The organism is Oceanobacillus caeni, assembly GCF_019037185.1.
Classification (GTDB): domain Bacteria; phylum Bacillota; class Bacilli; order Bacillales; family Amphibacillaceae; genus Oceanobacillus; species Oceanobacillus caeni.
The window spans coordinates 49,388-65,309 of sequence record NZ_JAHHXM010000016.1; the positions used below are offsets into that span (position 1 = coordinate 49,388).

Annotated in this window: 14 protein-coding genes; 7 read left to right on the forward strand and 7 right to left on the reverse strand. The window is 35.7% G+C overall.

Annotation, left to right across the window (positions count from 1 at the left end):
- Positions 1–51: 51 nt before the first annotated feature.
- From KM885_RS10365 to KM885_RS10375, 3 genes are all read right to left on the reverse strand, one after another.
- Positions 52–993 carry an FAD:protein FMN transferase gene (locus KM885_RS10365; RefSeq protein ID WP_216883929.1) on the reverse strand — a complete coding sequence of 314 codons (942 nt, stop codon included), beginning with the start codon at positions 991–993 and terminating at the stop codon, positions 52–54.
- A gap of 88 nt (positions 994–1,081) precedes the next feature.
- On the reverse strand, positions 1,082–2,269 hold the full coding sequence (locus KM885_RS10370) for an NAD(P)H-dependent oxidoreductase (RefSeq protein WP_060668863.1): 1,188 nt from the start codon (positions 2,267–2,269) through the stop codon (positions 1,082–1,084).
- A gap of 19 nt (positions 2,270–2,288) precedes the next feature.
- Positions 2,289–2,897: an NADPH-dependent FMN reductase gene (locus KM885_RS10375; protein ID WP_047185099.1), complete on the reverse strand. Its 609-nt coding sequence runs from the start codon at positions 2,895–2,897 to the stop codon at positions 2,289–2,291.
- Positions 2,898–3,314: 417 nt separating this feature from the next.
- On the opposite strand from KM885_RS10375, the gene KM885_RS10380 reads away from it, so the two are divergent.
- Positions 3,315–3,950 carry a lysozyme inhibitor LprI family protein gene (locus KM885_RS10380; RefSeq protein ID WP_047185098.1) on the forward strand — a complete coding sequence of 212 codons (636 nt, stop codon included), beginning with the start codon at positions 3,315–3,317 and terminating at the stop codon, positions 3,948–3,950.
- Between the two features lie 356 nt (positions 3,951–4,306).
- On the opposite strand, the gene KM885_RS10385 is transcribed toward KM885_RS10380, so the two are convergent.
- On the reverse strand, positions 4,307–4,735 hold the full coding sequence (locus tag KM885_RS10385; RefSeq protein ID WP_060668862.1) for a GlcG/HbpS family heme-binding protein: 429 nt from the start codon (positions 4,733–4,735) through the stop codon (positions 4,307–4,309).
- A 183-nt stretch (positions 4,736–4,918) separates the two neighbouring features.
- A complete protein-coding gene (gene fdhA / locus KM885_RS10390) occupies positions 4,919–6,130 on the reverse strand; it encodes a formaldehyde dehydrogenase, glutathione-independent (protein WP_216883930.1) in 1,212 nt (403 codons plus the stop codon).
- A 302-nt stretch (positions 6,131–6,432) separates the two neighbouring features.
- Here fdhA and KM885_RS10395 point away from each other — a divergent pair, with 302 nt between their 5' ends.
- From KM885_RS10395 to KM885_RS10410, 4 genes are all read left to right on the forward strand, one after another.
- On the forward strand, positions 6,433–8,778 hold the full coding sequence (locus KM885_RS10395; protein WP_216883931.1) for an FdhF/YdeP family oxidoreductase: 2,346 nt from the start codon (positions 6,433–6,435) through the stop codon (positions 8,776–8,778).
- Positions 8,779–8,793: 15 nt separating this feature from the next.
- Complete coding sequence (gene fdhD, locus KM885_RS10400) at positions 8,794–9,594, forward strand: formate dehydrogenase accessory sulfurtransferase FdhD (protein WP_047185094.1); 801 nt, start codon at positions 8,794–8,796, stop codon at positions 9,592–9,594.
- 243 nt (positions 9,595–9,837) lie between these two features.
- Positions 9,838–9,984, forward strand: a complete 147-nt coding sequence (locus KM885_RS10405; protein WP_167507325.1) for a hypothetical protein — start codon at positions 9,838–9,840, stop codon at positions 9,982–9,984.
- A 72-nt stretch (positions 9,985–10,056) separates the two neighbouring features.
- A complete protein-coding gene (locus KM885_RS10410; protein ID WP_047185093.1) occupies positions 10,057–10,236 on the forward strand; it encodes a hypothetical protein in 180 nt (59 codons plus the stop codon).
- Between the two features lie 90 nt (positions 10,237–10,326).
- Here the strand turns inward: KM885_RS10410 and cyoE are convergent, their stop codons facing one another.
- Positions 10,327–11,256 carry a heme o synthase gene (gene cyoE / locus KM885_RS10415; protein ID WP_060668859.1) on the reverse strand — a complete coding sequence of 310 codons (930 nt, stop codon included), beginning with the start codon at positions 11,254–11,256 and terminating at the stop codon, positions 10,327–10,329.
- Between the two features lie 696 nt (positions 11,257–11,952).
- Between cyoE and KM885_RS10420 the strand changes: the two genes are divergently transcribed.
- Positions 11,953–12,462 carry a YfiT family bacillithiol transferase gene (locus KM885_RS10420; RefSeq protein WP_047185091.1) on the forward strand — a complete coding sequence of 170 codons (510 nt, stop codon included), beginning with the start codon at positions 11,953–11,955 and terminating at the stop codon, positions 12,460–12,462.
- A 295-nt stretch (positions 12,463–12,757) separates the two neighbouring features.
- The gene (locus KM885_RS10425; protein WP_047185090.1) at positions 12,758–13,534 is read left to right on the forward strand and encodes an arylamine N-acetyltransferase family protein; all 777 of its coding nucleotides are present in this window, start codon (positions 12,758–12,760) and stop codon (positions 13,532–13,534) included.
- Positions 13,535–13,606: 72 nt separating this feature from the next.
- Here the strand turns inward: KM885_RS10425 and KM885_RS10430 are convergent, their stop codons facing one another.
- Complete coding sequence (locus KM885_RS10430) at positions 13,607–14,767, reverse strand: YkvI family membrane protein (protein ID WP_204798616.1); 1,161 nt, start codon at positions 14,765–14,767, stop codon at positions 13,607–13,609.
- Positions 14,768–15,922 lie beyond the last annotated feature (1,155 nt).

Consider the following 15,922-nt stretch of genomic DNA (forward strand, 5'->3'; position numbering starts at 1 on the left):
ACAGGGTATGCATAATATATTAGAGAAGAGGATAAGTGTTCGAATTTTTAGTCAAATATAAGTTTCTATTAAATACGGCCTAAGCGATTCCGAATAATAAAGCTCACCATCCTTCGTAACGACAATACCTGCTACATCTTGTATTTGATTTAACGTATGAATGATTTGGCTAGGGGACTGCCCAAATAAGCGACTCGTCCATATTTCTCCATCGACTGATTTATTGGATACAATAGTTAAACCAGCAATTTTCGTTTGAATCGGATATCCAGTAGTAGAGTCCAAAATATGATGGTATGTTTTGTTATTCATTGTAAATGTTCTTTCGTAAACGCCAGATGTAACAACAGATTGATTGAAAGCTTTTAAAACGGCGATATAATTTCCGCGCGGTAGGAAGGGGTGTTGAATTCCAATTCGCCAGTAACCATCCTTCTGATTAGGAGAAATTCCATATGTCATGACATTTCCACCTAAATTAATTAAAGCGGATGTAGCATTCATCGCTTCCAAATCTTGAATAATGAGATCCGCGATAAATCCTTTTGCTAAGGCACCTAAGTCGATAAACATTCCGGTGTGTTTTAAAAAAACGGTTAGATTTTCATCATCCAGAATAATGTCCTTTGCATTTGTTTTGCTAAGTAAAGATTGAATATCTTGATGTGATGGAACCTTTGCATCTTCAAATCCAATACGCCAAGCTTGAACAAGGGGACCGATGGCAATATTTAATGAACTATCTTCAGCCGTGCTATGTTTTTTACCTATTTTAATTAATTCGTATAAACCTGGATTTATTTTCACAGGTTGAATTCCTGCATTTTGGTTAACTTCCACTAGTTCTGAAGTAGGGTCATTCGCGCTAAAACGTTTCTCATACTCTTTCAATCGTAGAATAATTTTATCCAAAACGAATTCTGCATATTCATGTTGAATAGCTAAATGGATAACGGTTCCCATCATTTGTATGTCACGACTTTGCATTGCCATACTATCACCCTTTCCTTTTTGAAAAACAACTCCAGCTATATGTTATTTGAACTAGACTCGAAAAAGAGGCCATCACGACCTCTTTTTATTAGCCTTTAACCGTTGCACTAGATACAGTATCTACTTTAGTAGTTGCCCCAGATACTGCATCAACATTGCCGCCAGTTAACTGTTGTCCTGTTTGTTCTAAATACCAATCAATCATCGGTTTAATATCTTGTACATATTCGTTGATTCCAAGATAATTACCATCTTCATCACGAATGGCCTGGTAGCTATGAACGACATACTTATCTGGTCCGTGTGTTGGTACATGGGTTCGTACAACATCTTGTTTCCCATTACGTAATTGTTGAATGACCCAAGCAACGCTACTAAAGGCTCTTTCTGGGTGACATTCTGCTAACGGATTTCCTACTTGTCCTGGTCTACGAGTTGCTAACATGTCTTCAGCTTCAAGCTTATGGTTATAGTATAAGAATTGATTATTACTATCCGCATAAGTTAATTCAGCAGGCATGGAATTTAAAAAATGATTTAATTGATTCACGGTTAAAATACCGCGATTTAATTTAACATAGGTATTGCCTTCTACCGCTTTCGTTGCTTTAGCAGCTTGTTCCACCCAGTCATCGGCTGACATGTCAATCCCTTCAATCGTTGTATCAATGGATCCTGTAGCATATAAATCTTCTGTACTTGATACATCTTTCATCCCTTCAGGAGAGTTAAGAACGTTGACAACGTTGATAAAGCGAATAAATTTCTTGATACAACTTTCTAGAAATTGGGTGGTTTGTGGATCTTTTAGGTTCTCATCTTCATCAAATGCCTTATGCACTTCCCCTAACAGAAATTCATTTCCCGGCATAACGACTGCATTCACACCAGGCGCATCTAATATTTGTCGTAAATGTAGTTGAGATCTTGAAGATCCCTGGACATCGTAAGAAGCCCCCACAATCATGACCGGTTTTCCATCAAGCGGATGGATTTTAAAGGATAACCATTCGATGACGCTTTGTAAGGCAGATGGGACGGAATGATTATATTCGGGTGTAGCAATAATAACGCCATCTGCTTCCGTAATTTTTTTATTAAAATGTTGAATGGGTGCACTATTTGTTTGATCATCGGATTGATTAAACATTGGAATATCTTTAATATCTAAAACTTCCACATCCACTAACGTTTTAAACTGCTTAGCGATAAAATTTAACAATAGACGATTATATGAAAAATCAGCATTTGATCCAACGATTCCAACGATTTTCATGTCTATACCTCCTAGTTGATTAATTACCCTCCCAAGAAAAGTTCTGTGACTTTTCTTTCTGGGAATGATTTATGTTTACTAATTGATTGGTGATCTCAACAAATTGAATAAAGTCATTAAATCTCTCCTCAAGCTCTTCTATTTTCTTCTGATCCGTTAGATTACCATCTTCATCAAAAGCTTGTAAGGAAAAACCTATTAAGAACTCGGAACTAGGCATAATTCGTGCTTTCAATTCAGGCGCATCCAATATTTGTCGCAAATGTGCTTGTGAACGGGAAGAGCCTAATCTTCCATATGAGGCCCCAGTGATCATAACAGCTTTATCAATAAGTGGCTGCGACGTATAGGACAACCATTCGAGAGTGCTTTTTAATGTCGCTGGTATGGAATGGTTATATTCTGGCGTACTGATGATTACACCGTCTGCTTGCGTAATCTTATCCGCAAGTTTTTGTACTTCAATAGGCGCTTTCTTATCTGTTGGCTTATTAAAAGCAGGAATGTTCTTTATTTCACAAATTTCAATGTCAGCTTTATCCGTAAAATGTTTTTGAATAAATTGTAGCAATAAACGATTAGTGGAACTATCTGAGTTTGTTCCTACTATACCTATAAAATTCTTCATGTTATTGCTCCTTTCTTATGAAAAAAGTAATGTGAAATACTTCACAATTGAATCTTAATAGGTTTCGATAAAAAATACAAGATTAATATGTTACGAAAATGTTACAAGATAGAATTTCCTTTGGATGGCAGAAGTGGGGTAGTTTCGAATGCACTAACAGAGGCATGGTTAGATCAACAGCATGAGAAGGAATAGTAGGGCCTGAGGAAAGCAGAGTAATCATTTTCCAAGAGATAGTCCTTAACCATCTAAAGTAGTATAGGAGCGAAGATTAGACTATGAAAACTACAAAGTAAGATGCTAAAGAATAATAATGTTATGGAAAAATATGCTAAAATATTTTAGTATAATGATTTTTTTCTTAACTATGGTTTATTTAAATAAGTTTAAAATTAAAAAAGGAGGGAGAAGGTAGGGATGGAAAATAATAAAAAATTATTATTTACAATTGTTACTTTATTAATAGTCATATTAGCTGCTTGTGGAAACTCAAATGCTGAAGTAAATGAAAAATCGGACACCGAATTATCCGACGGAATGAATGATTCATCAAATACGGATTTAACAGAAAATACTGCAACCGAATACACCGATACAGACGCCAAAGATACAGAAACTAATGATACAAAAGAAAAAGTGGATGCATCAAACAATGCACCTATTAAAGAGGAGAGTATTTCTACTACCAATACTCCGGTGAATCTTAAGGAAGAGTATTTAACAAAATTGAGTGATGCTAAAAAGGAAACGGATGAAATGAAAGCAGAAGATTCATCAACGTACGCTATGAAAAAGGTGGAAAACGATAGGTACGATGTTTGGGATGAATTGTTAAATGAAGTTTATGAAGTTCTCATTGAGCAACTACCTACTGAAGAGGTGGACCATTTAAGAAATGAACAACGGGATTGGATAAAGTATAGAGATGATTCTGCCAAAGAAGCATCTCTAAAATATAAAGGTGGCACACAAGAACACTTAGAATATGTGGCTGTGCTAGCGAATCTTACGGAAGAAAGATGCTATGATTTAGTTGAGAATTATATGAAGTAATTTAGTTAAATATTATCATTAAAAAATAGTTCGTGTTCAGTGTGCCGATGGCTAAGATAATTAAATTGCCAGCCTGGTGATATACTCGAATATGAAGAAAAAACTGACATATAGCAAAAGCGATTGTTATATGTCAGTTTTAGTTATGGACTGTTCAAATAAACACGTTCGAATTGGGAATTTACCTAACATGGATTTCGTAATCAACCATATAAACGTTCAAAAAAGTTGGTTGAAAAATATGATGTTTTTTATAAGCACATCGCTAAAACAATTCTAGGATTCTTTTGATCAAACCTTATTATAAAATCACATCTGACCCTAGCTTATCAACCTATTACAAAGTGGGTTTTCTATTAATTACCTACACTAACCTTCAAACTTTCAAAAACATTAACCGCCGCTTGTGCTACTTGAATATCATGTTCTACACTACTTCCACTAACACCTACAGCCCCGACAACTTTTTCATCCTGAGTAAGTGGGATTCCGCCGCCAAATAGTACAATTCTTCCATTATTTGTTGTATTTAGTCCATAAAGTTCTGCATTCGGAACAGTCGCTTCAGCTAAGTTAGCTGTTGGCATTTTCAGTGCAACAGAGGTCCAAGCTTTATTTTGGGCGATTTCAACACTTGCAAGCCAAGCATCATCCATGCGATGGACAGCAATTAAATTTCCACCTTCATCCAAAACAGAAATGACCATTTGTATGCCGAGTCTTTTTGCTTCCTGCTCCGCACCTTCAATTAGCTTTTTTGCTACTTCTAAATTTAATTTACCCATGATTAAATTCCTCCCATCTAAAGTCAGTATAATTAACGGATTCCTGATCCTAAATTATCGGATTATTATATATGAATAACGGATTCTCGTATACGAGTCTCGAATGATTACATACGATTAACGAACTACTGTTTTACAAGATAACGATTTTTAAACTTCTTGATTGAATGCGATACAATTCTTTTATTTAATCAGGTTATGTGGATCAATAACGAATTTTCTTGATACGCCACCATCGAATTGTTTATAGCCATTCGGGGCGTCGTCTATGGAGATAACCGTTGCGTTAACAGCTTTCGCAATTTGTGCTCTACCACTTAAAATGGCTTTCATTAGATCGTGATTATATTTCATTACCGGTGTTTGCCCGGTTACAAATGTATGTGCTTTTGCAAATCCTAGACCGAAGCGGATTTTAAGTGTGCCTTCTTTTGCATCTGCGTCCACTGCACCTGGATCTCCTGTTACGTATAAACCTGGAATTCCTAATCGTCCACCAGCTCTCGTTATGTCCATAATGGAATTTAATACTGTAGCAGGAGCCTCTCCAGCATTTCTGCCATGTCCACTTGCTTCAAACCCAACAGCATCTATTGCACAATCTACCTCTGGGGTACCTAATATTTGTTCAATTTGTTCTCCCAGATTATCATGTTCACGTAAATTCACTGTTTCGCAGCCAAAACTTCTTGCTTGAGCGAGGCGTTCCTCATTTAAATCACCAACAATAACAGCCGATGCTCCTAATAGTTGTGCGGAATTTGCAGCAGCTAAACCGACTGGACCGGCTCCAGCAACATATACCGTTGACCCAGTCTTCACTCCCGCACTGACTGCACCATGGTATCCAGTGGGAAAGATATCCGAAAGCATGGTTAAATCAAGGATTTTTTCCAATGCTTGATCTTTGTCAGGGAATTTTAATAATTGGAAGTCTGCGTATGGTACCATGACATATTCAGACTGTCCGCCGACCCAACCACCCATATCTACATATCCATATGCTGAACCAGGGCGATCGGGATTAACGTTTGTACAAATATGTGTATCTTGTTTCCTACAATTGACACAACGACCACATGCGATGTTGAAGGGAACGGATACGATATCTCCTTTTTCAATAAATTCAACATCTCTACCAACTTCAACGACCTGTCCTGTAATTTCGTGACCCAACACTAATCCACTTGGCGCTGTGGTACGTCCTCTAACCATGTGTTGATCACTGCCACATATGTTCGTTGAAATCACCTTTAATATGACACCATGATGACACTTTCTTCCGACATTAAGTGGATTGACTCCTGGACCATCTCGAAGTACTAAATCCGGATAACCAATATCCCTTACCTCAACTTCACCTGGTTTAACATACACAACTGCTTTGTTACTCACTAAAAAACCCCCTTAAATAAACTGTTATTAAAAACGTTTAAGTTCAATTTTTGTTTAAACCTATCTGTTCCATGAAATGTTTTAAATAATAACAGTTTTTAAGATATTTTGTTCCCACCATCAATATATATATCTAGTAGCTAAATTTAATAACCACTTTATGAAACTATCTTTACTTGATTAGGAGAATACTTCTTGAAAAAAAGAATAAAGAAGGAATTCTTCTTGACATTTGTATAGACTTTAACAGAAAAGAATGTTGATTTAGTAAATGCTATTTTATTAAATATGGAGGGATTGACGTGGGGGAAACAAAACACACTGGTCCAGTTAAACTACCAAGGAAACCTGATCCATCACTTTGGGTTAGTAAAGTTCCATTCGGTCTTGGGAAGGTGAAGCCACATCATATTCGGGATACCATGAAAGTAGTTTGGGAAAATAAAGATAATCTAAGGTTTGCAACGAGAATCCTTACACAAGGAGTTTGTGATGGATGTGCCCTTGGAGTATCAGGACTCAAGGATCAAACGTTAACAGGACCACACTTATGTACCACCCGCTTAAATGTCCTACGATTAAATACAATGCCTGCAATGGAGGAAAAATACGTACATGCGGATGTTGCTGATTTACGCAAAATGAGTAGTACGGAATTACGTCAATTGGGGAGAATTCCGTATCCACTTATTCGCAAACCAGGGGAAAAGAAATTTAGTCGAATCAGCTGGGATGATGCGTTGGATAAAATTTCGGATAAAATGAAAATGCTAGATCCGAAGAAATTCGCTTTTTATACAACGTCAAGAGGAATTACGAATGAAGTATATTATACACTAGGGAAGGTTTCCAGATTTCTTGGTACGAACAATGTGGATAACGCATCACGTATTTGTCATTCCCCATCGAAAACAGCATTATCTCGTTCGATTGGTGTTGGTGCATCCACTTGTAGTTATAAAGATTGGATTGGTACAGATGTCCTCGTCTTTTGGGGTTCTGTTGCTGCAAATAATCAACCAGTCTCAACGAAATATATGTATGCGGCAAAGCGTAAAGGTACGAAAATTATTATCATCAATCCATATCATGAGCCTGCCATGGACAATTACTGGGTTCCATCGATTGCGGAATCTGCTTTATTTGGAACGAAAATAGCGGATGATGTTTATCAAGTAAATATTGGTGGAGATATTGCTTTCATGCATGGAATCATGAAGCATTGGTTTACGATGGAGGAAAGTGTTCATGGCTCTGCAATCGATCATGAATTTGTCTCCAAGCATGTGAATGGACTGGAGAGTTTGAAAGAAAAAGTAATGGCTTATGAATGGGATCAGTTAGAAAAATCATCCGGATTAACGAAAGAACGAATGATGGAATTAGCTGAACTTCTAGCTAAATCAAAATCCGCGGTATTTGTTTGGTCAATGGGATTAACACAACATCGATTTGGTACAGATAATATATCACAAGTAGCCAATCTCGCCTTGTTAAGAGGTTTCTTAGGAAGAGAACATTGTGGTTTAATGCCAATCCGTGGACACTCTGGCGTTCAAGGTTCAGGGGAAATGGGGGCAGATCCATTTGTCCTCCCTGGTGGTGGCATGGATGATGCAAATCGAAGCCGTGTAGAGACGATTTGGGGATTTGAAATTCCAAAATGGCAAGGTGATATTGTTGGTGTTTCTTTAGAGAATGCCCTTCTTCCAGACGATCATGAACGAAAACTTGAGCTCTACTATTTATCTGGTGGTAATTTTCTGGAAACCATGCCAAATCCTGATTTTGTGAAGCGATGTTTAGAAAATATAGATATTCGTGTTCATCAGGATATTATTTTTAATACGTCGACACTTGTAGATGCAAAGGAAGCAGTTATTGTATTGCCGGCAATGACGCGATATGAGCAACCGGGCGGAGGTACATCTACTTCTACAGAAAGGATGGTATATTTTTCTCCGGAAATAAAGGGACCACGTATGGAAGAAGCAAGGGCAGAGTGGGAGATTTACGTAGACCTTGCCAAAAGGGTAAAACCAGATAAAAAACATTTGATTGACTTTAAGGACCCATTTGAGATTCGAGAGGAAATAGCAAAGGCAGCACCAAATTATGATGGAATTCAGCATTTGCAAAGCAGAGGAGATGTCTTTCAATGGGGTGGTTTATGGTTATGTGAAGGTGGAATATGTCCAACACCAGATAAAAAGGGAAATCTCATTACCGTTGAGATACCTGAACTTCGTAAGCCAGAAGGACACTTTTATGTGACATCAAGACGTGGAAAACAATTTAATTCTATGATTTACCATGAAACGGATCCATTTAACGATGCAGACCGCTATGATCTCCTTCTAAATGAAAAAGATGCAGCCGCATTAGGTATAAAAGAAGGCGATCCTGTTGTCGCTTTTAATCAATATGGTACATTTCATGGCCGTGCAAAATTTGTAGAAATTAAAACAGGAAATGTTGAAGTACACTGGCCAGAAGGAAATGCACTGATACCTAAAGGTGTCTACGAAAAATATGCAGGGATACCGGAATACAATACGGCTGTTATCTTGGAGAAGGCGGAAACATATTTTGCACATAAAGATACGAAATATGCAGAAAAGAGAGTAGAGGAGCTTGAGATGGATTAGGTTAGGTGAAATAAAATGAATAATAAGAAGGAGAATGGGTGGGAGGTCATACGATTTAATGGAGATTCAAAGTCCACCCAGCAAGAAGAGGTTGCAATCGAAAAGCCTTTTACCATTATGCTCAATGGGGAGGAGTTTGCGACTATTGTATGTACGCCAACGGATCTACAGGATCTCATCGTTGGATTTCTTGCGGCAGAAGGGGTTATCCGTTTCTATGATGAAATAAAATCAATCTCCATTGATGAGAAACTTGGATTTTCCTACATTCAATTAATAAAGAATTTAGACGGTTTACAATTGGATCACTCCAAACGGTTCATCGGTTCTTGTTGTGGAAAAAGTCGACAATTTTATTTTAAAAACGATATTAGGACAGCAAAGACCATTATGAGTCAACTAACAATCTCAGTGAGACATTGTTTACAATTAATGAATGCACTTCAAACAAAATCCAAACAATTTATTAAAACGGGCGGGGTGCATAATGCTGCACTAGCAACACAGGATGAAATTATTACCATACGTTCTGACATTGGTAGGCATAATGCGTTAGATAAGCTATATGGGCATGTTATCCAAAATAACATTAGGCTTGGTGATAAATTAGTTGTTTTTAGTGGTAGAATTTCTTCAGAAGTATTACTGAAGGTTTCTAAAATGGGGGTGGGAATCCTTATTTCTAAATCAGCACCGACCGATCTCGCATTACAACTAGCAGATGATTTAGGTATTACAACCATTGGTTTTGCACGTGGAAATCGATTAAATATTTATACTCACCCTCATCGAATTATGGAAGTGAAAAATATGTAAAGAAGTATGCTAGTTTTCTTTTGATTTTAATATTATTCCCACTAGATTTTTTAGTTACAAAGTCTTTGTGAACTAATTGGTGCTTTTCTACAAGAAGGGGAAGCACCTTTTTTGTTGAATTTATTTAGCGGGCAGTAACACTAGAAGAATAGTACTATACATATTCTAAAAAGTTTTGGTATATTTGAGTAAGATTGATAAGTTCGACTTACCATCTGTGTTATGTTTTCCGGAGGAGATAAAATGAGTAAGAAAAAATATTGTTTATTGATGTTACCTTTATTCCTAATTGGGCTATTTTTATTATTTTACCTACCAGCAAACCAAAGATCATACGTGTATTTGATACAAATTGTTATTGGGATAATTTATTATGTTTGGATTAAGTAAAAATAATTATATTGCTATCTCTAAAAAGAAGGCTTGTTCATTTAATAAAGTTACCTAAGAGGGGGAATTTGTTTGGATATGTTTTTTTATATCACTATAATTGTTGGTTTTTCTCTTATATATTATGGATATGTTAAGAAATCAGACAATGATTTAAAAAAGAAAGAATTAGAGCTAGAAGAAAAAAAGCTAGAGTTGGAAATGAAAAGATTAGAACTTAGCAAAGAATATCATGAACAAGGAAAAGAGTAACAAAAGTACAAGAAGCAATTCTCGACAAAGCAATTGCTCCTTGTATTAAAAGGTATTAGCTATAATAAAATAGGGATAACTTCATCACTTTTAATCGATGATTGGTGAAGTCAAAATAATCATTGCGAATGATAATAAAATTAAATAAATTAAAGAATAACGTAAATTCATCTGTGCCCATTTCTTCACATCTTTAGCTCGTGGTCCTTTCAACGCAAGAATAATCCAACCAATGGTTAAGAAAACAGCAAAGACAAGGAAAAACCAGCCTAAAGAAGTAGTTAAAAAGAATGGGAATGGTAACAATGCAATAACATAAATTATAATTTGTCGAATGGTGACATCAACACCGTAAACAACTGGTAGCATAGGTACACCGGCACGTGTATAATCTTCCAACCTTTTTATAGAGATTGCGAATGTATGTGGAACTTGCCAAATGAAAAGAATACAGAAAAAAACGATTGGAACGATGTGACTTGCTGGCGCTATTGCTGCCCAACCAATTAAAGGTGTAAATGCTCCGGAAACACTACCTACTATTGTATTCAAAGTAAATTTTCGTTTTGTCCAAAATGTATAAAGAACAACATAGACAAACCAGCCTAAAAATGAATAAATAGCTGCTTCAAGTGTTGTAAATAGCATGAAAACTAGTCCAATGATCGATGTGATGATTCCCGACCATAAAACTGCTTTTAAAGAAAAATTTCCATTAACTGTCGGTCTATTTTGTGTACGAACCATTTTTCTATCCAAATCGACTTCATACCAATTGTTGAGAATTAACGCTCCAGAAATGACAAGTGTACTGCCAAACATGGTTAATAGAAAAAGGCCCCAATGATCAATAAATTGTTCCCCATTAAAATAAAGTGCTAACCAATAGGCTGTAAATACAGGCAGTACATTGGCTACTAACACTTTACCTTTTAATAAATATTTGATATCAATTAATAAGCTAAGGAATTTAGAAGAGCTCCCCGCTGTTGTCTCCGATAGTAATTGTCCGTTTTTCATAAATATCCCCTATTTTTATCGTGTTTAAAGTGAATGAAATAATACAAATACTGTTTAATTATACCATGAAAGATTTATCCTATTGTGACCAAAATTTGAAATAATCGTTTCAAAAAGTTAATGGAACTTTTTAAAAACGAGGGGGAATTAAAATAAAATTATTTTTCGCCACATTACTTATATTGTTCGGTGCATTTTTGATCGGGCTAAGGACAGTACCGTTAATGTAAACGATGAGTACAGTAGGATATAATAGTACAAGTATGAAATAGTATGAAAGAGAGTTGATTTTGATATGGATACTCAAGTAACTACGAAATTTAAAATATATAAGTCAGCAAATGAGGTGTTTGAGGCTTAAAAAAAGATGACCCTGAAATAGTGAATAAAATGTTAGGACAAAAAGAAGGTTGGGTATATGTGTTATCTTGTTTAAAGGGCTATTTAGAAAATGGAGTTAATAATTTGAGAGCATCACTAATTCATTAGTAAACCAACTAAAAAATAGTCATTTAGTTTTTTTAGAAACAAATATGTTAGTATAAAGTTATCAGGAAATTAAGCTAATTAGCAGAATGTATTCGTTGCCTAGTTTTTTACATTTTGCGGAAGATTACAAGAACTAAGTAGATTAGGTATATTAAACGTCAATACATAAATATAATAAAATAAAGAATAGGAAAAGGGGGATTGAAAATGGATGTAAGAGAACCAATTGGCAAATTACAAGTTCCCGAAAAAGTAACTTTCGAAAATATTCAAGAATGGTTAAAGCAAATCGAAACATACACGATTCGATTAAGAGAAACAGTCGACTCATTAAGTGATGAGGAATTAAGCAAAACTTATCGTGATGGTAGCTGGACAGTTCGTCAATTAGTTCATCATATTGCTGATTCTCAGTTGAACATGTATCAACGTTTGAAACTGGCTTTAACGGAAGAGAGTCCAACAGTACCAGCTTTTGATGAAGAAAAGTGGGCTATTCAACCGGACACAAAACTTCCCGTAGAATGTTCTATAAAAATGTTGGAAGGCATAAATGAGCGCATCGTATCTTTAGGTCACCATTTAACCGAAGAGCAATTAAATCGAACTTTTGTTCATCAGGAAAATGGTCCAATAACGGTTGCAGCAAAAGTTGCAAAATTAGCATGGCATGAAGAACATCACTTAGCCCATATAAAAATCGCATTATCAAAATAACATACTATTCATGGAATTGGTTTATCAAATCTCGATAAGCCAATTTTTTGAAATCAAGAAAGAAAATTGATAGTTTCTATGAAATAATAAAAACTGGAAATTAAACTGCACTACAATGATGTTATCGTATATGTTTCGGCAATCCATCTCTGAAACACAATAATATAAAATATAAATTACGCTTTATATGTAAAGAAAAGTTGTTTTAATAATTTTCTTATCCGGCTCCAGTGCCCAGCGACTTCCGAGACACTAAACGGGCGCCTAAGCCTTTGTTCTTATTGGAGTGATTTTTATGTGTGAATTGAATAGCTTATTTCGTAAAAGAATCGGTATTTCCCAAAACAAGAATATTACTTTTGAAAAGTTGGATTATATTCTTGAACAAACGGCAATAAATATCCCTTTTGAGAATTTATGTATTATGGAGAATAAAATAAGTGATATCAATAAAGAAAACTTAATTAATAAAATACTAGTCAATAAAGAGGGAGGTCTTTGTTATGAATTAAATTCGATTTTCTACTTTTTCTTAATCGAAAATGGATTTGACGCATCCCTAGTACGTGGAGTGATTTACGATAATATCAATGAAACGTATTCAACCATTGGAAGGACTCATGTTGCAATTCTTGTAACCCACAAGAACCAAACATACTTAATAGATACTGGATTTGGAGGAAATTTACCATTAAAACCCGTTCCTATCACTGGGGAACCTGTCACATCCAATAATGGAGAATTTCGAGTGAATAAAGGGGATAGTGAGTTTGGGAATTATGCACTTGAAATGAAATTAAAACATAAGGACACGAATTGGAAAATTGGATATGCTTTCGATTCTAAGAAGCTTATCAACGATGTATCAGAATTTAATGAAATTCAAACAATCATCGCCAAGCACCAAGAATCTCCATTTAACAAAAAGCCTTTAATCACTCGACTGACTTCTACGGGGAATTTAACTTTAACCGATACTTCCTTCACACAATGGATAGATGGAATAGATACAAAAGAGGAAATCGATCATGCTAAGTTTAAAGAACTATTGAAAAAGCATTTCGGGATATAATTTAAGTAATAAAAGGCTACCTCACCAATGGATGATTAATAGTAGCCTAATGGAGGAGTGGATCTATTTCGTTTAATCTATTGTATTTTCAGACGTTTGAGCTTTATGTCCTTTTATAATACGGTAGAATCCGATTACTAACAATGGTAGTCCAAATACAACTAACATGGCATATCCTAGGATTGTATAACCAGTTCCAACAAGGTCATTGATTCCGACACTGGACAGCATGGCGGAAAGGACAAGGATAATAATTGCAATGATACCGTTCATTCGCCTAGTCATTGGCTGCTTTCCAACTTCTTTAAGATTAGAGTTGATCCGGTTGATAAAGGCGTGAATCAGCCCTGTTGCGGTTTCAATCAAGGTCCAGCCAACGACAACACCAAATATGATGGCAATCCATACGCCATATCCATTAAGCATATGCAGCCATGGGACCTCCGCATTAAATACTTGTTCATTCGGATAATAGCCCATCAGAGCAACGTAAGTCAAAAACCACGGAACGGTCATCATTGTCCCAGCAATGATGGCACTAATTAACGTATCTTTCATTGTTTTTTGCCTACGGAGTGTAAATAATGCTGCTGGATAAACAGCAAGGTTGTAACCAACATAGATAATACCTGCCCAAAATACAGATCCCATTGAAAAGTTAGTAACAAAGCTTGTATCACCTGATGCAAAGACTTCTTTGATTTCCCCCGATGTCGATGAAATGACAAGGATGGCAAAAAGAATGTAAGCACTAAATAATGCAATAGTACCAATCGTTTTAAAGCGTTCAATTATATTTGCACCGTAGAAGTTTAAAAGTCCAGCGATAATGGCAATAATCGCGACTCCTATCCAATAATTTAGTCCAAGAGTGCTGTGAAGGATAGATCCGGTTGCAGCGATAACGATAGAAATCATTAAAACAGCCAGTAACAAATAAATAATATCAAATAAAAACCAAAAAGGACCTAAAAGCCGTTTTACCATACTTCGATAGTCATACGCTCGAAATCTACGTGCGATTTCAAACATTAAAAATGCCATTAACGCAAATCCGATTATAATAATTACTCCCGCAATCCAGCCATACGCACCAAATCTAGCCCCATATTGAACCACCTCTCGTCCAGTTGCATATCCACCTCCTATTAACGTGGACTGTAGGACGATTCCGGGCACCATGTATCTGCCAAATGCCCCTTCAAAAAAGCCTCTATTTTCTTTACTTGCCACTATACTCGCCCCAATCATACTATTTTTAGAAAATTATTAATATTTATGTAGGAAAGGGGACGGTTATGACTTGTATATTTTTTGATGTTATAAACTTTCTCAAAAATCGGAGTAGCCTTGATGCATATTATCATCAAGGCTACTCCGATTTTTGAATGGCTTATTTGCTTTTTATAAGGATTAAAAAGGGTGTTTGGAATCGATTAAAATCCACACCATTTTATTCATGTTTGAAAATGCTCATGACTGCTTGAGAAATTTCAATTCCCTGAAACGTGAAAAGTGTTAAAGCTGTTACAGAGAATAACCCCATCATAATAAATCTCATCCACATTTCTTTATCCTCCTTTGAATTAGAAATATAAAGGTTTCTTATTCAAAGGAATGATCACATAGTTTGATTGATAAAATATGGGTGTAAATAATATTTTTCTCCTTATAGGGATAATTAAAAAGTTCAAGGACTGATTAAGAACCATGTGTATTAAAGTTATAGATATTAGAGTAATGAAGTGTACAATTTTATCTGTACCACCATTATCAATGGATAAATGTTCAACTGAAATGGTGTTTTCCATAATACTGTTTTGATCTGTATTGGCATGATTGTGATCATGTATCAAAAACAACTGAGAAAAGGGAAGAAAAAGTAAAAGAATCATTACAGCTATATATTTACCCATCATCTTCACCACCTCTAAAGGGTCACTACTACTATATGCAAAAATAAAAAATCTTAGCATTATATATATTTATTATTTTATACAGCTAAGTACTTGTATTATTCATATTTAATTTACTTCAAGTGTTTTTCATACTATTTTATCATATTTATGAATAAAATGGTAACGTGGCTATCCTGAATTAATATTTATCGGACATAAAGACTCATGGTTGTTATGAGTGACCCTTTGATGCGTTTAAACCGAATTTCGGGCACTCATCATTGTTATCAGTGACCTTTTGTTGCGCTTAAACTGGATTTCGGGCACTCATGGTTGTTATGAGTGACCCTTTGATGCGTTTAAACCGAATTTCGGGCACTCATCATTGTTATCAGTGACCTTTTGTTGCGCTTAAACTGGATTTCGGGCACTCATGGTTGTTATGAGTGACCCTTTGATGCGTTTAAACCGAATTTCGGGCACTCATCGT